This window comes from Micrococcus sp. 63XJN7_8_ISO-PGPR-S23-253 (assembly GCF_056173425.1).
The window spans coordinates 1471075-1489309 of record NZ_CM149673.1 but is presented as its reverse complement, the minus strand read 5'-3'; the positions used below and the strand labels follow the sequence as shown (position 1 = coordinate 1489309).

Genomic DNA, 18235 nt, shown 5'->3' with positions numbered 1-18235 from the left:
CCGTCCCGGGCGGGAGGCGCGCTGATGGAGGTCGTCATCCCGCCCGACGCCGCCGCCGACGAGGAGGCGCTGCGCGAGGCCGGCGGCGTGGACGTGCAGCTGCACCCGCCTGTGACCGTCCTCGTGGACGAGGCCGCCGCCGGGCGACTCGAACTCGCGGGGGAGTACCGCCACATGGGGGAGGCCAAGCCGTCCTGGCAGGGCCTCTGAGCGCCCCTCGTCCATCGACCCGTCCACCCCGGAAGGTGCATCCGTGCCCGCCTCGGTCCCTCACGGGCCGCGCGCCGAGCAGGCGTCGTCGGCCGTCGCATCCCCGTCGGTGCTGCGCGCGGACCGCGTCCATGACGGCGAGCGCCTCGGCGGCCCCGGCTGGATCGCCCTGGCCGAGGGCCGCGTGGTGGCTGTCGGGACCGGCGACCCGCCGCGCACCCGCGGCCCCGTCCACGACCTCGGCGACGGCCTCCTCGCTCCCGGCTGCGTGGACGTGCACTGCCACGGCGGCGGCGGACACGCCTTCGAGTCCGGCGCGGCCGCGGCACGCGCGGCGGCCGCGGCCCACGCCCGTGCGGGCACGACCACGGTGGTGGCCTCCCTCGTCACGGACCACGTCGACGCGCTCGCGGCGCAGCTGACGGCCCTGACGCCCCTGTGCGCGGAGGGGGTGCTGGCCGGCGTGCACCTCGAGGGCCCTTGGCTCTCGCCCCGGCACCGCGGCGCGCACCGGGCCGCGTCCCTGCGCGCCCCGGCCCCCGACGACGTCGCGCGCCTCGTCGAGGTCGGCGCGGGTCACCTGGCGATGGTGACGCTGGCCCCCGAGCTGCCGGGCGCCCTCGACGCGGTGCGGACGCTGCGGGCGGCGGGCGTCCTCGTCGCGATCGGCCACACCGACGCGTCCTACGAGGTCACGCGCGCGGCGATCGAGGCGGGCGCGCGGATGGCCACCCACCTGCACAACGCGTGCCGGCCCGCCCACCACCGCGAGCCCGGGCCGGCCGTCGCCCTGCTGGAGGACCCCCGCGTGGGGATCGAGACCATCGTGGACGGCGTCCACCTGCATCCGGCCACGGTGCGGCGGGTCGCCCGGGAGGCCGGGGAGCGGTGGATCCTCGTCTCGGACGCGATGGCCGCCGCCGGCTGCGGCGACGGCGACTTCTCCCTCGGACCCCTGCGGGTCCGGGTCCACGACGGCGTCGCGCGGGTGGTCGGCGCGGATGGCGCAGCCGGGGCCATCGCCGGGTCCACGGCCACGGTCGCCGGCTCGGTGCGCTCCGCCGTCGCCGCCGGGGTCGACCTCGACGCCGCGCTGCGGGCGGCGACGGCCGCGCCCGCGGACGCCCTGGGGCTCCCCGACGTCGGCCGGCTCCGAGTCGGGAGCCGAGCGGACGCCGTCGTCTTCGGCCCGGAGCTCGAGGTGCGCGGGGTGCTCCGTCACGGAACGTGGGTGAAGGCGGCCGCCCCCGCGGCGGCTGACTAGGGTGGGCTCAGGCCCGGGATCCGACCCCGACCGCCCGGTCGTCTCACGATGTGACGCTTTATCTCACACTGCGAGACAGGCGGGTGGTCGATGGCGGACGGGGCGCACGGCTGTCGATACTGAGACCACCCCCGAAGGACCCGGCGGCCCGTGTCCCCACCTCAGACTCCGCCACGCCGGCCCGATCCGTCATCGACGCGGCCACGGTCCCCGACGCCCGACGGATCCGAACGACGACCGTCCGACGCCCCCGCGACGGACACGCAGCGACGAACGCAGTGAGGTGACCCCATGAGCACGACCCCCCGCGACGCCCGCGCGGCGGTCCCGCAGGTCCCGACGCCGGCCTCCCGCCCGACGGAGACCGCCCGGGTCCAGGAGCGCCGTCCGGCCCTCCGGCCCGAGATCGTCGAGCCGCGGGTGCCCGGCGAGGGCTCCCGCGTCGAGCCGACCCGGATGACCGGTTCCGAGGGCATCATCCGCTCCCTGGAGGAGCTGGGGGTCACGGACGTGTTCGGGCTGCCCGGCGGCGCCATCCTGCCGACCTACGACCCGCTCATGGACTCCGATCGGATCCGCCACATCCTGGTGCGCCACGAGCAGGGTGCCGGTCACGCGGCGCAGGGCTACCACCTGGCCACCGGCAAGGTCGGCGTGGCCATCGCCACCTCCGGTCCCGGCGCCACCAACCTGGTGACCGCCATCGCGGACGCCCACATGGACTCCCAGGCGGTCGTGTTCATCACCGGCCAGGTCTCCTCCGCCGCGATCGGCACGGACGCCTTCCAGGAGGCGGACATCGTGGGCATCACGATGCCCATCACCAAGCACTCCCGGCTCGTGACCCGGCCCGAGGACGTCCCCCAGGCCCTCGCCGAGGCGTTCCACATCGCCGCCACGGGCCGGCCCGGGCCCGTGCTCGTGGACGTCACCAAGGACGCCCAGCAGGGCGAGTTCGAGTTCGCGTGGCCGCCCCGGATCGACCTGCCCGGCTACCGCCCCGTCCTGCGCGGCCACCCCCGGCAGATCCGCGAGGCCGCCCGGCTGATCCGCGAGGCCCGGCGCCCCGTGCTGTACGTGGGCGGCGGCGTGGCCCGCGGCGAGGCCCACGAGGAGCTGCGCGCCCTCGCCGAGCTCACGGGCGCCCCGGTGGTCACCACCCTCACCGCCCGCGGCGTCTTCCCCGACTCGCACCCCCAGCACCTGGGCATGCCGGGCATGCACGGCGGCGTCCCCGCCGTGGCCGCGCTCCAGCAGGCCGACCTGCTGATCACGCTCGGCGCCCGCTTCGACGACCGCGTGACCGGTCACCTGCCCTCGTTCGCCCCCGGCGCCCGCGTGATCCACGCGGACATCGACCCGGCCGAGATCTCCAAGAACCGCACCGCGGACGTGCCGATCGTCGGCCACGTCAAGGAGATCATCCCGGACCTGGTGGCCGAGCTCGCGACGGACACCGAGGCGCTGCCCGACCTCGCCGACTGGTGGGCGGTGCTGCGGCGCCTGCAGGACACCTACCCGATGGGCTGGACCGAGACCGAGGACGGCCTCCTCGCGCCCCAGGAGGTGATCTCGCGCCTGTCGGCCCTGTCCGGCCCCGAGGCCACCTACGTGGCCGGCGTCGGCCAGCACCAGATGTGGGCCAGCCAGTTCGTCGCCTACGAGCGGCCGCGCCAGTGGCTCAACTCGGCCGGCCTCGGGACGATGGGCTTCGCCGTCCCCGCCGCGATGGGGGCGCAGGTGGGCGAACCCGACCGCGTGGTCTGGGCCATCGACGGCGACGGCTGCTTCCAGATGACCAACCAGGAGCTCGCCACGTGCGTGATCAACCGCATCCCCATCAAGATCGCGGTGATCAACAACTCCTCGCTGGGCATGGTGCGCCAGTGGCAGACCCTCTTCTACGACGGGCGCTACTCGAACACGGACCTGAACACGGGCCACGACACCGCCCGGGTGCCGGACTTCGTCAAGCTCGCCGACGCCTACGGCGCCGCGGGCCTGCGCTGCGACCGCCGGGAGGACCTGGACGACACCATCCGCCAGGCCCTCGCCATCGACGACCGGCCCGTGATCGTGGACTTCGTGGTCTCCCGCGACGCCATGGTCTGGCCGATGGTCCCCGCGGGGGTCAGCAACGACGCGATCCAGGTGGCCCGGGGCATGACGCCCGACTGGGACCAGGAAGACTGAGGAGGGCAACCGATGGAACGCCACACCCTGTCCGTGCTCGTCGAGGACGTGCCCGGCACCCTGACCCGCGTGGCCGGCCTCTTCGCCCGGCGCGCGTTCAACATCCACTCGCTGGCCGTGGGCGTCACGGAGGTCGAGGGCCTGTCCCGGATCACCGTGGTCGTCGACGCCGACACGGACCTGCTCGAGCAGGTCACCAAGCAGCTGAACAAGCTGATCAACGTGATCAAGGTCGTCGAGCTCACGCCCGACTCCTCCGTTCAGCGCGACCACCTGCTCGTGAAGGTGCGCGCCGATGCCGCCACCCGCGGCCAGGTCGTCCAGGCGGCCGACCTGTTCCGCGCCCACGTCGTCGACGTGGCCCCGGAGTCCCTGACCCTCGAGGCCACCGGCACCCGTGACAAGCTCGAGGCCTTCCTCGAGATGATGGAGCCCTACGGCGTGCGTGAGCTCGTCCGCTCGGGCACCCTCGCCCTCGCCCGGGGGCCGCGGTCCATGACCGACCGCGCCCTGGCCCGCTGACCGTCCCGATCCACCCATCCCGTGAGGAGAACAGCATGACCGTGAAGAAGTTCTACGACGACGACGCCGACCTGTCGATCATCCAGGGCCGCACCGTGGCCGTCATCGGCTACGGCTCCCAGGGCCACGCCCACGCCCTGTCCCTGCGCGACTCCGGCGTGGACGTGCGCATCGGCCTCGCCGAGGGCTCCAGGTCCCGCGCCAAGGCCGAGGCCGAGGGCCTGCGCGTCGTCGACGTCGCCACCGCCGCCGCCGAGGCCGACCTGATCATGATCCTCACCCCGGACCAGGTCCAGGCCGACGTGTACGACCAGCACATCGCCGGCAACCTGCAGGAGGGTGACGCCCTGTTCTTCGCGCACGGCTTCAACGTGCGCTTCGGCTACATCCAGGCCCCCGAGGGCGTCGACGTCGCCCTGGTCGCCCCCAAGGGCCCGGGCCACGTGGTGCGCCGCGAGTTCGAGGCCGGCCGCGGCGTGCCCGCGCTGATCGCCGTCGAGAAGGACGCCTCCGGCCAGGCCCACGCCCTCGCCCTGTCCTACGCCAAGGCCGTGGGCGGCACCCGCGCCGGCGTCATCGAGACGACCTTCACCGAGGAGACCGAGACCGACCTGTTCGGCGAGCAGGCCGTGCTCTGCGGCGGCGCCTCCCAGCTCGTGCAGTACGGCTTCGAGACCCTCACCGAGGCCGGCTACCAGCCCGAGATCGCCTACTTCGAGGTGCTGCACGAGCTGAAGCTCATCGTCGACCTCATGGTCGAGGGCGGCATCGCCAAGCAGCGCTGGTCCATCTCCGACACCGCGGAGTACGGCGACTACGTCTCCGGCCCCCGCGTCATCACCCCCGACGTGAAGGAGAACATGAAGGCGGTTCTCGCCGACATCCAGTCCGGCGCCTTCGCGCAGCGCTTCATGGACGACCAGAAGGCCGGTGCGCCCGAGTTCAAGGAGCTCCGCGCCCGGGGCGAGGCCCACCCGATCGAGAAGACCGGCCGCGGGCTGCGCCAGATGTTCTCCTGGCTCAAGGACGCGGACGACGACTACACCGAGGGCACTGCGGCCCGCTGAGCCGCCCGAGCCCCGACGCCGGCCCCGGGCATCGCGCTCCGGGGCCGGCGTCGCATTCCGGCCACGGCCCGGTCACGCGTCTAGGCTCGGACCGGAGCGCGGGCTGGCCCGCCTTCCATCCCACCGCACCACACCTCCAGGAGCACCCGTGAGCGCAGCCCAGCCCGTCGTCCTGATCGCCGAGGAACTCTCGCCCGCCACCGTCGAGGCCCTCGGCCCCGACTTCGAGATCCGCCGCACGGACGGCGCCGACCGCGCCCGCCTCCTCGAGGACCTGCGCGACGTCGACGCGGTGCTGATCCGCTCGGCCACTCAGATGGACGCCGAGGCGATCGCCGCCGCGCCGCAGCTGAAGGTCATCGCGCGCGCCGGCGTCGGACTGGACAACGTGGACGTGCCCGCCGCCACCGAGGCCGGCGTCATGGTCGTCAACGCGCCGACGTCGAACATCATCTCCGCCGCCGAGCTCACCTGCGGCCACATCCTGGCCGCCGCCCGCAACATCGCGGCCGCCCACGGCTCGCTGAAGGCGGGGGAGTGGAAGCGTTCGAAGTACACGGGCGTCGAGCTGTACGGCAAGCGGCTGGGCGTGATCGGCCTGGGCCGCATCGGCGCGCTCGTGGCCGAGCGCATGAAGGCGTTCGGCATGGAGATCCTCGCCTACGACCCCTACGTGACCACCGCCCGCGCGCAGCAGCTCGGCGCGAGCCTCGTCGAGCTGGACGAGCTGCTCGAGCGCGCCGACGTGGTCACGATCCACATGCCCAAGACCCCCGAGACGGTCGGCATGATCGGCGATGAGCAGTTCGCCCGCATGAAGGACACCGCGATCATCGTGAACGTGGCCCGCGGCGGCCTCGTGGACGAGGACGCCCTCGCCCGCGCGCTCGAGGCCGGGACCATCGGGGGTGCCGGCATCGACGTCTTCAGCTCCGAGCCGGCCACGGACCTGGCGTTCTTCGCCCACGACTCCGCCGTCGTCACCCCCCACCTGGGCGCCTCGACCGCCGAGGCCCAGGAGAAGGCGGGCGTCGCCGTCGCCGGCTCCGTGCGCCTGGCCCTCTCTGGCGAGCTGGTGCCGGACGCCGTGAACGTGGCCGGCGGCGCGATCCACGAGGACGTGCGCCCCGGCCTGCCGCTGGCCGAGAAGCTGGGCCGCGTGCTCACCGCGCTGGTGGGCGAGCAGTCCATCACGGCTGTCGAGGTGGAGATCGCCGGTGAGATCGCCGAGCACGACGTCTCCGCGATGCGCCTGGCCGCCCTGAAGGGCGTGTTCACGGACATCGTCTCGGACCAGGTCTCCTACGTGAACGCCCCCGTGCTGGCCGAGCAGCGCGGCGTCGAGTGCCGCCTCACCACCACCGCGGTGTCCGAGTCCTACCGCAACACCGTCACGGTGCGCGCCGCGACCGCGCAGGGCTCCCAGACGGCCGTCACCGGCACGCTCACCGGCCCGCGCCAGGTGCAGAAGCTCGTGGGCGTGGACCGGCACGAGCTCGAGGTGCCGCTGGCCGACCACCTGCTCGTGTTCGCCTACCAGGACCGCCCGGGCGTCATCGGCGTCCTGGGCCAGGCCCTCGGGGTGCAGGGCGTGAACATCGCCGGCATGGACGTCTCGCGCGACGACGAGGGCGCCGCCCTGGCCGTGCTGACCCTGGACGGGGCGCTGTCCGGGGACACCGCGGCCACGCTGGCCGCGGCCATCGGCGCCGCCCGTGCGGCCGAGGTGGACCTCTCCGTCTGACCCGTCGACGCCCGGGCGGGCAACGCGGGGCCGGCGCGCGTCGCCCTGTGTTGAGATGGTGTCCATGTCGCGTCCACCCGAGCCCCGCCCCGCACCCGCCCCGACCGCGCGCGCCGCAGCGGCCCGCCCCGCCACGCCTCCGGGCGTGCAGGGCCGCTGGGCCCGGCGCGCGGCGGGCGGGCTGATCGGCGTCAGCGTCCTGCTCGCCGCCTGGTCGTTCGCCCTCCCCTTCGTGTTCGGGCTGGGCCCGCGGCAGGTGCCGTGGTGGCGCGAGGTCTTCGACGTGAACCACGAGGCCAACCTCACGGCGTGGTGGAGCTCGGGCCTGCTCCTGCTGGGGGCCGCGGGCTTCACCACGGTGGGTCTCGTGCGTCGCGCGCTGGGGGCGGATCGGCGGCGGAGCCTGCTCGCGTGGCTGACCCCCGCGGCCCTGCTGGCGGCCATGAGCCTGGACGAATCGACGCAGATCCACGAGCAGGCCGGCCAGCTGTGGGAGGCCCTGCCGTTCGCGGGGGAGAACCCGCTGCCCGCGTTCCAGTGGCTGATCCTCGGCGCGCCGGCCGCGATCGTCGTCCTCGGGCTGCTCGCGCTGTGCACCGTCGCCCTGCCCCGCCGGACCCGAGCGCTGACGGTGGCGGGCGGCGCGGTGTTCTTCTTCGGCGCGATCGTCCTCGAGGCGGTGCCGCTCGTCTTCGGGATCGGGCGCAGCACCCTGGCCTACCACGTGGCGACGCACGCGGAGGAGCTGACCGAGATGATCGGGGCGTCCGTGCTCGTGGTGGCCCCGTGGGCCCACCTCCACCTGCGGCCTGCGCCGGGCCATCTGCAGGTGACCGCCGACGGCGTCCCGGACGTCGGCGCGGACGACGTCGTCCTCGGCGCGGGCCCCGGCCCCGCCGGTAGACTCGACGACTGTGACTGACGCCCGCGCCCCGTACTACCTGACCACGGCCATCTCCTACCCGAACGGCGAGCCGCACATCGGCCACGCCTACGAGTACATCGCCTCGGACGCGATGGCCCGCTTCCAGCGGCTCGACGGGCGGGACGTGCGCTTTTTGACCGGCACGGACGAGCACGGCCAGAAGATGGAGCAGACGGCGCAGCAGCAGGGCGTGAGCGCCCTCGAGCTGGCCACGCGCAACGCCGCCGTCTTCAGGGAGATGGACGACGACGTCCTGGACATCTCCTACGACCGCTTCATCCGCACCACGGACACGGACCACGCCGAGGCCGTCCGCGAGATCTGGCGGCGGATGGAGGCCAACGGGGACATCTACCTCGGCTCCTACGCCGGCTGGTACTCCGTGCGGGACGAACGCTACTTCGGCGAGGACGAGACCGAGGTGGGTCAGGACGGGGTGCGCCGCGCCGTCGAGACCGGCACCGAGGTGACGTGGACGGAGGAGGAGTCCTACTTCTTCCGCCTGTCCAAGTACCAGCAGCCGCTGCTGGACCACTACCGCGAGCACCCGGACTTCGCCGCCCCCCGGTACCGCTTCAACGAGGTCATCCGCTTCGTGGAGGCCGGGCTCGAGGACCTGTCCATCTCCCGGACCTCCTTCCAGTGGGGCATCGACCTGCCGGCGCCCGCGGACCCCGACGCCGCCGACGCCGACCGGCGCGCCGACCACGTCACCTACGTCTGGGTCGACGCGTTGACGAACTACCTCACCGGCGCGGGCTGGCCCGCCGAGGACCCGGAGGCGTTCGCGCGCTACTGGCCGGCGGACCTGCACGTGATCGGCAAGGACATCTCCCGGTTCCACTGCATCTTCTGGCCCGCGTTCCTCATGTCGGCCGGCCTCGAGCTGCCGCGCCGCGTCATGATCCACGGCTTCCTGAACAACAACGGGGCCAAGATGTCCAAGTCCCTGGGCAACGTGGTGCACCCGCGGGAATGGGTGGCCCGGTACGGCCTGGACGCCATCCGCTTCTTCCTGCTGCGCGAGTTCCCGTTCGGCGCGGACGGCTCCTACAGCCACGAGGCCGTGGTGAGCCGCAAGAACGCGGACCTGGCCAACAACCTCGGCAACCTCGCCCAGCGCTCGCTGTCCATGGTGGCCAAGAACTGCGGTGCCGCCGTGCCCGAGCCGGGCGAGCTCACCGACGCGGACCGCGCCGTCCTGGCCCAGGTCGACGCCCTGCTGGAGCGCTCCCGGTCCGCGTACGCGGTGCAGGACTTCCACGACGCGCTCGAGGAGACCTGGCGCGTGCTCGGCGAGGTCAACGCCTACTTCGCGGACCAGGCCCCGTGGGTGCTGCGCAAGACGGACGAGCCGCGCATGCGCACGGTGCTGTACGTGACGCTGCAGGCCGTGCGCCGGGTGGCCCTGCTCGCGCAGCCGGTGATGCCCGACTCGGCATCGCGGCTGCTGGACCTGCTTGGCGTCCCCGCCGAGGGCGACGCCGGCCGCACCGGCGCGTCCGGCACCGGCCCGCGGTCCTTCGCCGCGTTCCACGAAGACCTGGTCCCCGGCACCCCGCTGCCCGCCCCGCAGCCGGTCTTCCCGCGGCACGAGGAGCCCGCCGAGGACTGAGCCCGTCCGGAGGGTGAGACCGGGTGTCACACGATGTGGTCCTCACGCGGGCCGCGCGTAGCCTGAGGGCCATGACCGAGACCACACGCAGCTCCGCAGACCCTTTGGACATCGCCGTCATCGGCGGCGACGGCATCGGCCCCGAGGTCACCGACCAGGCCGCCGCCGTCCTGCAGGCGGCGCTGCGTGCCGAGGGGCGTCCGGAGGCCCGGCTCACCCCGTATCCGCTGGGTGCGGAGCACTGGCTCGAGACCGGCGAGGCGCTCACGGACGAGGTCCTTCAGTCCCTGCGCAGCCACGACGCGATCCTGTTCGGGGCCGTGGGTGCCGCGCCCGGGGACGAGCGCATCCCGTCCGGGCTGATCGAGCGCGGCATGCTGCTCAAGCTGCGCTTCGCGCTGGACCACGGCGTGAACCTGCGCCCGGCCACCCTGCTGCCCGGCGCCGTCAGCCCCCTGGCCGCGCCCGGCGAGATCGACTTCACCGTGGTGCGCGAGGGCACGGAGGGGCCGTACGTGGGCAACGGCGGTGCGATCCGCGTGGACACCCCGCACGAGATCGCCACGGAGGTCTCCGTGAACACGGCGTTCGGCGTGCGCCGCGTCGTCGAGGACGCCTTCCGTCGCGCCGACGCGGGCGAGCGCAAGCGCCTCACGCTCGTGCACAAGCACAACGTGCTGGTCCACGCCGGCCACCTGTGGCGCCGCACCGTGGAGTCCGTGGCGGCCGACTTCCCCGCGGTCACCTGGGACTACATGCATGTCGACGCCGCCATGATCTTCCTGGCGACGGACCCGGCCCGCTTCGACGTGATCGTGACGGACAACCTGTTCGGGGACATCATCACGGACCTCGCCGCCGCCGTGACCGGCGGCATCGGGCTCGCCGCCTCCGGCAACATCAACGTCGAGGGCACGGCGCCGTCGATGTTCGAGCCGGTCCACGGCTCCGCCCCGGACATCGCGGGCCAGGGGGTCGCCGACCCCGTGGCCGCCATCCTCTCCGCCGCCCTGCTGCTCGAGCACGTGGGCGAGGCCGGCGCGGCGTCGCGCGTGCGCACCGCCGTGTGGGCGCACCTGAAGGACCGGGTGGACGGCGCGCGGGGCACCACCGCCGAGGTGGGCGCCGACGTCGTCGCGCGGGTCTGACGCGCGGGCCCGGCGCGTCGGCGCCGGGTCTAGGATGGGGCGACGGCCTGTGGCGTGTGCCACGCCCGGCGTTGTGGCCCCCACGCGCCGTGCCCGGCACCGGAGCCGTCCCCATCCGCCACCCGTCACGAGGAGTGATCCCACCGTGTCCGAGACCGTGTTCACGCGGCAACCGCATCTGTCCCCGATGTCCGATCAGCAGCGCGTCGAGATCCTCCAGGACCCCGGTTTCGGCAACGTCTTCACGGACCACATGGTCTCGATCGACTGGACCTGGGACGAGGACGGCGGCGCGTGGCATGACGCCCGCGTGGAGCCCTACGGACCGCTGTCCCTGGAGCCCTCGGCCGCGGTGCTGCACTACGGCCAGGAGATCTTCGAGGGCCTGAAGGCCTACCGGCACGAGGACGGCTCGGTGTGGACGTTCCGCCCCGAGGCCAACGCGGCCCGCCTGAACCGCTCCGCCCGCCGCCTGGCCCTGCCGGAGCTGCCCGAGGAGCTGTTCCTCGGCTCGCTGCGGGCCCAGCTCGAGGCGGACCGGGCCTGGGTGCCCACCGGCCCGGGCCAGTCCCTCTACCTGCGCCCCTTCATGTTCGCCTCCGAGGCGTTCCTCGGCGTCCGCCCGGCCCGGCAGGTGCGGTACATGGTGATCGCCTCCCCGGCCGGCAACTACTTCGGCGGCGAGCTCAAGCCGGTGACCATCTGGGTCTCGCGCGACTACACCCGCGCCGGCAAGGGCGGCATGGGCGCGGCCAAGACCGGCGGCAACTACGCCGCCTCGCTGCTGCCCCAGCTGCAGGCCGCGGCCAAGGGCGCCGACCAGGTCGTGTTCCTCGACCAGTACAACGACGACGCGATCGAGGAGCTCGGCGGCATGAACGTGTTCTTCGTGCACGCCGACGGCCGGCTCGTCACCCCGGCGCTCACCGGCACGATCCTCGAGGGCGTCACCCGCTCCTCGATCCTCCAGCTCGGCCGGGACATGGGCCTGACCGTCGAGGAGCGTCGCGTCACCCTCGCCGAGTGGGCCGAGGGCGTCCGCTCGGGCGAGATCACCGAGGTCTTCGCGTGCGGCACCGCCGCCGTCGTGACCCCGATCGGCCGTCTGCTCGACGGCGACGACGTGATCGAGTCCGCCGGCGGGACCGACGTGACCCTGAAGATCCGCGCCGAGCTCGAGGGCATCCAGACCGGGCGCGTCGAGGACCGCCACGGCTGGCTGCACCGCCTCGTCTGACCCCACCCCACGGACGGAGACCCCCGTGAGCTCGCACCGCTCCTCCGCGCCCGCCGAGGGCGCCCCACATCCGGCTCCGACGCCGGATGACCTCCCGCCCACCGAGGCCGCCGACCGGCCCCGCTGGACGCCCGTGAAGATCGCCGTCTGGGTGGCCGTCGCCCTGCTCGGCGGCGTCGCCTGGACCATGCTCGCCCTGCACCGCGGTGAGACGATCAACGCGATCTGGTTCGTGTTCGCCGCCGTGGCGACGTTCGCGATCGGCTACCGCTTCTACTCGAAGTACGTCGAGCGCATGATCGTCCACCCGGACGACACCCGCGCCACCCCGGCCGAGTACCGGGCCGACGGCCGGGACTACGTGGCCACCGACCGCCGCGTGCTCTACGGCCACCACTTCGCGGCCATCGCCGGCGCCGGTCCGCTCGTGGGCCCCGTGCTCGCCGCGCAGATGGGCTATCTGCCCGGCACCATCTGGATCATCGTCGGCGTGATCCTGGCCGGCGCGGTCCAGGACTACCTCGTCCTGTTCTTCTCGATGCGCCGCGGCGGCCGCTCGCTCGGTCAGATGGCCCGGGACGAGCTGGGCCGCGTCGGGGGCACCGCCGCGATCGTCGCGACCCTGCTGATCATGGTGATCATCACGGCCATCCTGGCCCTCGTGGTGGTCAACGCCCTGGGCGAGTCCCCGTGGGGCGTGTTCTCCGTGGCCATGACCATCCCGATCGCGCTCTTCATGGGCGTGTACCTGCGCTGGATCCGCCCGGGCCGCATCACCGAGATCTCCGTGATCGGGTTCGTCCTGCTCCTGGCGGCCATCATCGGCGGCGGCTGGGTGGCCGGGACCGAGTGGGGCGCGGCCCTGTTCACCCTGGACCGCACCACCATCGCCTGGGCCGTGATCATCTACGGGTTCGTCGCGGCCGTGCTGCCCGTGTGGCTGCTGCTCGCGCCGCGCGACTACCTGTCCACCTTCATGAAGATCGGCGTGATCGCCGGTCTCGCGCTGGCCATCGTCGTCGTGCAGCCGCGCATCGGCACCCCCGCGTTCTCCGAGTTCGCCTCGGGCCAGACCGGCCCGGTGTGGCCCGGTTCGCTGTTCCCGTTCCTGTTCGTCACCATCGCGTGCGGTGCGCTGTCCGGCTTCCACGCGCTGATCGCCTCGGGCACGACGCCCAAGATGGTGGAGAAGGAGCGCCAGACCCGCTTCATCGGCTACGGCGGCATGCTCATGGAGGCCTTCGTGGCCATCATGGCGCTCGTGGCCGCCGTCTCGCTCGACCGCGGCATCTACTTCGCCATGAACTCCCCGGCCGCCCTCACCGGCGGCACCCCGGAGACCGCCGCCGACTTCGTCATGGGCCTCGGCCTGGCCGGGGTGAACCTCGCCCCCGGGGACCTGACCCACCTGGCCGACCTCGTGGGCGAGGAGACCGTGGTCTCCCGCACCGGCGGCGCCCCCACCCTCGCGGTCGGCCTGGCGCACATCATGGGCCAGCTCGTGGGCGGCGACGCGCTCATGGGCTTCTGGTACCACTTCGCGATCATGTTCGAGGCGCTGTTCATCCTCACCGCCGTCGACGCCGGCACCCGCGTGGCCCGGTTCATGCTGCAGGACTCCCTGGGCAACGTGGTCCCGCGCTTCAAGGACACCTCGTGGCGCGTGGGCGCGTGGGTCTGCACGGCCATCATGGTGGCCGCGTGGGGCGCTGTGCTGATCATGGGCGTCACCGATCCGCTGGGCGGCATCAACACGCTGTTCCCGCTGTTCGGCATCGCCAACCAGCTGCTCGCGGCGATCGCGCTCGCCGTCGTCCTGACGATCGTCGCGCGCCGCCGGGACTTCCGGGGCCTGTGGATCGTGGCGCTGCCGCTGGCGTTCATCACCGTGGTCACCACCGTGGCGTCGTTCCAGAAGATCTTCTCCTCCATCCCGGCGGTGGGCTACTGGGCGCAGCATCGCGCGTTCCAGGACGCGCTGGCGGCGGGGAAGACGAGCTTCGGCGCCGCGAAGTCCGTGCCGGCCATGGAGGCTGTGGTCCGGAACACGGCCATCCAGGGCACGCTCTCGATCGTCTTCCTGGTGTTGGCGCTGATCGTCATCACGACGTCGGTGCTCGCCACGGTGCGCGCCTTCCGCGGCACCGAGGTCATCGACCACCAGGACCCGTACATGCCCTCGCAGCGCTTCGCCCCGGCCGGGCTGTTCGCCACGGCCGAGGAGAAGGAGCTGCAGCGGCAGTGGGACGCCCTGCCGGCGGAGAAGCAGCCGGTGCGGGGTCACTGACGTGGCCGATCCACGCGCGACGCCGGCCGGGCCCTCCACCGCGGAGGGCCCGGCCGGCCCGTCTCGGCCCGGGGTGTGGGCCCGGGCGCGCTGGTGGGTCCGCCAGCTCTCCGGAGAGGGGAAGTACGACGCGTACGTGGCCCACCACCGGGCCCACCATCCGGAGCGCGCGCCGATGACCGAGCGGGAGTTCTGGCGGGCCGAGTACGCGCGCCAGGAGGCCAATCCGGGCAGCCGCTGCTGCTGAGGGGTCTCGACCCGCACCGCGCCGCACCGCACCGCACCCCGCTGAGCCAGACGAATCCGCCCGCGAGCCAGACGAATCGGTCGCCCCGGACCGTCGGGCGAGGCCGAATCGTCTGGCTCGCGGCGTCAGCGGGGTCGGCATCGGGTTGGGGTGCCCGGCGACGGCGCCCGCCGCTCACCCACTAGGCTGGCGGCCATGCGCATCGCCCGTTTCGTGGACCAGGCCGAACCGACCTACGGCATCGTGGAGGGCCCGGCCGACGCCGACCCCTCCGAGCTGAGCATCACCGCCCTGCAGGGCGACCCGTTCTTCCACGGGATCCAGCCCACCGGCACCACGCACCGCCTCGAGGATGTGCGTCTCGTGGCCCCGATCATCCCGCGCTCGAAGATCGTGGGCGTCGGCCGCAACTGGGCCGACCACGCGAAGGAGCTCGGCAACGAGGTCCCCGCCTCGCCGCAGTTCTTCCTCAAGCCGAACACCGCCGTCGTGGGGCCGAACGAGCCCGTGACCCTGCCCAGCTGGTCGGACGAGGTCTCCTACGAGGCCGAGCTCGCCGTCGTCATCGGCACCATCTGCAAGGACGTGCCGGTGAGCCGCGTGGACGACGTCGTGTTCGGCTACACCGTGGGCAACGACCTCACCGCCCGCGACGCCCAGCGCACCGACCTGCAGTGGGCCCGCGCCAAGGGCTTCGACGGTGCCTGTCCGCTGGGCCCGTGGATCGAGACCGAGCTGGACGTGGAGCCGGCCGGCGGCCTGCGCATCACGTCCCGCCTCGACGGTGAGACCCGCCAGGACGGCATGACCGCGGACATGGTCTTCGGCGTCCGCGAGCTCGTGGCCGCGGCCTCGGAGATGTTCACCCTCCTGCCCGGCGACGTGATCCTGACCGGCACCCCGGGCGGGGTCGGGACGGTCCAGGAGGGCCAGCGCGTCGAGGCCGAGGTCGAGGGCATCGGCGTCCTCGCCACCGTCTTCCGCCGCTGACGCAGGCGCTCGACGGCGGCGTCCGGGCCCCGCGTAGACTCGGGGCATCATGACTGACGCCACCGCTCCCGTGTCCGAGAACGCCCCCGCCCCCTTCGCCGACGTCCCCCAGGTGGACGCCGAGACCCCCGTGCGCGTGCGCTTCGCCCCCTCGCCCACCGGCACCCCCCACGTGGGGTTGATCCGCACGGTCCTGTTCAACTGGGGCTGGGCGCGGCACACCGGCGGCACCCTCGTGTTCCGCATCGAGGACACGGACGCCAAGCGCGACTCGGAGGAGTCCTACCAGCAGCTGCTCGAGGCGATGCGCTGGCTCGGGATCGACTGGGACGAGGGCGTCGAGGTCGGCGGCCCGCACGAGCCGTACCGTCAGTCCCAGCGCGGGCAGATCTACGCGGACGTGATCGAGAAGCTCAAGGCCGGCGGGCACATCTACCCGTCCTACTCGAGCCCCGAGGAGACGGAGGCCCGTCACCGGGCCGCCGGCCGCGACCCCAAGCTCGGCTACGACGGTCACGACCGTGACCTCACGGACGAGCAGATCGCCGCCTTCGAGGCCGAGGGCCGCGCGCCGGTCTGGCGGCTGCGCATGCCGGACGAGGACATCACCTTCACCGACCTGGTGCGCGGGGAGATCACCTTCAAGGCCGGCTCCGTGCCGGACTTCGTGGTGGTCCGCGCGGACGGCTCGCCGCTGTACACCCTCGTGAACCCGGTGGACGACGCGCTCATGGGCATCACCCACGTGCTGCGCGGCGAGGACCTGCTCTCGTCCACTCCGCGCCAGATCGCGCTCTACCGCGCCCTGCACGCGATCGGCGTCGCCCGGTACATGCCGGTGTTCGGCCACCTGCCCTACGTGATGGGCGAGGGCAACAAGAAGCTGTCCAAGCGCGATCCGCAGGCCAACCTGTTCCTGCACCGGGACAACGGCTTCATCCCGGAGGGCCTGCTGAACTACCTCGGCCTGCTGGGCTGGTCCCTCTCCGCGGACGAGGACATCTTCACCCCGCAGCAGTTCGTGGAGCACTTCGACGTGCACAAGGTGCTGGCCAACCCCGCCCGCTTCGACGAGAAGAAGGCGATCGCGATCAACGGCACGCACGTGCGCATGCTCGACGTGGCCGACTTCCGTGACCGTCTCGTGCCCTACCTGCACGCGGCCGGCCTCGTGGGCGAGCACCTGACGGAGCGGGAGATGGAGGTCCTCACCGCCGCGGCTCCGCTCGTGCAGGAGCGCGTGCAGCTGCTCGGCGAGGCCGTCGAGATGCTCGCCTTCCTCTTCACGGCGGATCGGGACGTCCGGACCGCCGAGGGCGCCCTCAAGGGCATGCCGGCGGACCTGGGCGCCGCCGTCGCCGCAGCTCGGGAGGCGCTGGCCGCCCTGCCCGAGGACGAGTTCACCACCGAGCGCATCGAGGCGGCGCTGCGGGCGGCCCTCATCGACGGCCTGGGCCTCAAGCCGCGCCAGGCGTTCGGCCCGGTGCGCGTCGCGGTGACCGGCCGCAAGGTGTCCCCGCCGCTCTTCGAGTCGCTCGAGATCCTGGGCCGGGACTCCGCGCTCGCCCGTCTGGACCGCTTCGCCGCGGAGCAGGGCCGGGACCAGGACCCGCCCGCCGACGCATGAGCCGGGGCGCGCCCGCGCCGCCGGCCTGGGACGCCGTCCTCTTCGACCTGGACGACACCCTGCTGGATCTGCGCTCCGCCCAGCACGCCGCGTTCGACGCGACGGTGCGTCGGCAGTGGGCCGGGGCCGCCGACGTCGACCCGGCGGTGCTGGCCGAGGCCACCGAGGCCTTCGCGTCCGACGCCGGCGGCCACTACGGGCGCTACGTGGCCGGGGAGCTGACGTTCGAGGAGCAGCGGCTGGCCCGCGTGGCCGACGCCCTGCGCGCACTCGGTGTGCCCGAGGACGCGGCGACCCCGCTCGACGGCCTGTGGACCACCGACTACGAGGAGGTCGTGCGCGGGCACTGGGCACTGTTCCCCGCGACCGCCGACGTGCTCGCCGAGGTGCGGGGAACAGGCCGTGGCGTGGGGATCGTCACGAACAACGTGGAGACCTACCAGCGCGGCAAGGCCGACGCCCTCGGTCTGGAGTGGGTCGAGGTGCTGATCGGCTCGGATACGGCCGGGGCCCCGAAGCCGGACCCGGCCCCCTTCCTGGCCGGCTGCTCCCGTCTGGGCGCGGACCCGGGGCGCACCCTCATGGTGGGGGACAGCCTGCGTCACGACGTCGAGGGGGCCCGGTCGGCGGGGCTCGTTCCGGTGTGGATGAGCCCCGACGCCCCCGCCCACGGCGGGGCGGAGGAGCCGCTCTGGGACGAGGAGCACGCGTGCTGGCGGATGCGGGCGATCGGCGGGCTGCGGACCTGGCTGGAGGCCTGACCCGTCGGTTTTGCACACGCCGCCCGGAGGGTGTAGAGTTCTTACTCGTTGCCGGAGAGATCCGGGAACACCGAGCTCATGAATATGATGCACATCGGTCAGGCATGCTTGACCGACAGTGGGGTATGGTGTAATTGGCAACACAACGGTTTCTGGTACCGTCATTCTAGGTTCGAGTCCTGGTACCCCAGCGAGTCTTCGGACTCAGTGAACGCGCACGGGCGGAGACGCTCGGACGTGGCGCACGGCCCCATCGTATAGCGGCCTAGTACGCCGCCCTCTCACGGCGGTAACGCGGGTTCAAATCCCGCTGGGGTCACGCAGTCGCCGCCCGGTCCTCCGACCGGAACGGCACGGGCGGATGAACGCATCCGCCGCCTGAACAGGAGACGCAGGCG

Annotated in this window: 15 protein-coding genes and 2 tRNA genes; all 17 read left to right on the top strand. The window is 73.0% G+C overall.

All coding sequences use genetic code 11. The features are described from left to right. The first annotated feature begins 24 nt into the window (after positions 1-24). Complete coding sequence (locus AC0VX4_RS06865) at positions 25-210, top strand: hypothetical protein (RefSeq protein WP_002854215.1); 186 nt, start codon at positions 25-27, stop codon at positions 208-210. Positions 211-253: 43 nt separating this feature from the next. Next, a complete protein-coding gene (locus AC0VX4_RS06860; protein ID WP_002854213.1) occupies positions 254-1474 on the top strand; it encodes an N-acetylglucosamine-6-phosphate deacetylase in 1221 nt (406 codons plus the stop codon). Between the two features lie 291 nt (positions 1475-1765). Continuing rightward, positions 1766-3667: an acetolactate synthase large subunit gene (locus AC0VX4_RS06855; RefSeq protein ID WP_002854211.1), complete on the top strand. Its 1902-nt coding sequence runs from the start codon at positions 1766-1768 to the stop codon at positions 3665-3667. A gap of 12 nt (positions 3668-3679) precedes the next feature. Next, positions 3680-4189 carry an acetolactate synthase small subunit gene (ilvN, locus tag AC0VX4_RS06850; protein ID WP_002854209.1) on the top strand — a complete coding sequence of 170 codons (510 nt, stop codon included), beginning with the start codon at positions 3680-3682 and terminating at the stop codon, positions 4187-4189. 35 nt (positions 4190-4224) lie between these two features. Continuing rightward, positions 4225-5256, top strand: a complete 1032-nt coding sequence (ilvC, locus tag AC0VX4_RS06845) for a ketol-acid reductoisomerase (RefSeq protein ID WP_475464153.1) — start codon at positions 4225-4227, stop codon at positions 5254-5256. A 148-nt stretch (positions 5257-5404) separates the two neighbouring features. Next, positions 5405-7000: a phosphoglycerate dehydrogenase gene (gene serA, locus AC0VX4_RS06840; RefSeq protein ID WP_002854199.1), complete on the top strand. Its 1596-nt coding sequence runs from the start codon at positions 5405-5407 to the stop codon at positions 6998-7000. A gap of 64 nt (positions 7001-7064) precedes the next feature. Then, on the top strand, positions 7065-7922 hold the full coding sequence (locus tag AC0VX4_RS06835) for a hypothetical protein (protein ID WP_232502366.1): 858 nt from the start codon (positions 7065-7067) through the stop codon (positions 7920-7922). Next, positions 7915-9540 (top strand): methionine--tRNA ligase, encoded by a 1626-nt coding sequence (gene metG / locus AC0VX4_RS06830; RefSeq protein WP_002854196.1) that lies wholly within the window; start codon positions 7915-7917, stop codon positions 9538-9540. Before AC0VX4_RS06835 ends, metG begins: the two co-directional genes overlap by 8 nt. A gap of 71 nt (positions 9541-9611) precedes the next feature. After that, on the top strand, positions 9612-10688 hold the full coding sequence (locus tag AC0VX4_RS06825) for a 3-isopropylmalate dehydrogenase (RefSeq protein WP_036334196.1): 1077 nt from the start codon (positions 9612-9614) through the stop codon (positions 10686-10688). 145 nt (positions 10689-10833) lie between these two features. Further along, positions 10834-11925 (top strand): branched-chain amino acid aminotransferase, encoded by a 1092-nt coding sequence (locus tag AC0VX4_RS06820; RefSeq protein ID WP_002854191.1) that lies wholly within the window; start codon positions 10834-10836, stop codon positions 11923-11925. 25 nt (positions 11926-11950) lie between these two features. Next, positions 11951-14212 (top strand): carbon starvation CstA family protein, encoded by a 2262-nt coding sequence (locus tag AC0VX4_RS06815; protein ID WP_036334194.1) that lies wholly within the window; start codon positions 11951-11953, stop codon positions 14210-14212. A gap of 1 nt (position 14213) precedes the next feature. Then, positions 14214-14459, top strand: coding sequence for a YbdD/YjiX family protein (locus AC0VX4_RS06810; RefSeq protein ID WP_036334192.1), 246 nt, complete (start codon positions 14214-14216; stop codon positions 14457-14459). A gap of 195 nt (positions 14460-14654) precedes the next feature. Next, positions 14655-15449 (top strand): fumarylacetoacetate hydrolase family protein, encoded by a 795-nt coding sequence (locus tag AC0VX4_RS06805; protein ID WP_002854185.1) that lies wholly within the window; start codon positions 14655-14657, stop codon positions 15447-15449. Between the two features lie 49 nt (positions 15450-15498). Continuing rightward, entirely contained in the window at positions 15499-17076 is a 1578-nt protein-coding gene (gene gltX, locus AC0VX4_RS06800; protein WP_002854184.1) for a glutamate--tRNA ligase, read from the top strand. Next, the gene (locus AC0VX4_RS06795; RefSeq protein WP_002854182.1) at positions 17073-17837 is read left to right on the top strand and encodes an HAD family hydrolase; all 765 of its coding nucleotides are present in this window, start codon (positions 17073-17075) and stop codon (positions 17835-17837) included. Before gltX ends, AC0VX4_RS06795 begins: the two co-directional genes overlap by 4 nt. A 119-nt stretch (positions 17838-17956) precedes the next feature. Further along, positions 17957-18028: transfer RNA gene (locus AC0VX4_RS06790), tRNA-Gln, on the top strand. A 55-nt stretch (positions 18029-18083) separates the two neighbouring features. Further along, a tRNA-Glu gene (locus AC0VX4_RS06785) sits at positions 18084-18156 on the top strand. Positions 18157-18235: the final 79 nt, after the last annotated feature.

Bases quoted from the DNA above. Each gene is read 5' to 3' on its own strand.
- AC0VX4_RS06865 (WP_002854215.1), top strand. From the start codon at position 25: ATGGAGGTCGTCATCCCGCCCGACGCCGCCGCCGACGAGGAGGCGCTG.
- AC0VX4_RS06855 (WP_002854211.1), top strand. From the start codon at position 1,766: ATGAGCACGACCCCCCGCGACGCCCGCGCGGCGGTCCCGCAGGTCCCG.
- ilvN (WP_002854209.1), top strand. From the start codon at position 3,680: ATGGAACGCCACACCCTGTCCGTGCTCGTCGAGGACGTGCCCGGCACC.
- ilvC (WP_475464153.1), top strand. From the start codon at position 4,225: ATGACCGTGAAGAAGTTCTACGACGACGACGCCGACCTGTCGATCATC.
- AC0VX4_RS06835 (WP_232502366.1), top strand. From the start codon at position 7,065: ATGTCGCGTCCACCCGAGCCCCGCCCCGCACCCGCCCCGACCGCGCGC.
- AC0VX4_RS06825 (WP_036334196.1), top strand. From the start codon at position 9,612: ATGACCGAGACCACACGCAGCTCCGCAGACCCTTTGGACATCGCCGTC.
- AC0VX4_RS06805 (WP_002854185.1), top strand. From the start codon at position 14,655: ATGCGCATCGCCCGTTTCGTGGACCAGGCCGAACCGACCTACGGCATC.
- gltX (WP_002854184.1), top strand. From the start codon at position 15,499: ATGACTGACGCCACCGCTCCCGTGTCCGAGAACGCCCCCGCCCCCTTC.
- AC0VX4_RS06795 (WP_002854182.1), top strand. From the start codon at position 17,073: ATGAGCCGGGGCGCGCCCGCGCCGCCGGCCTGGGACGCCGTCCTCTTC.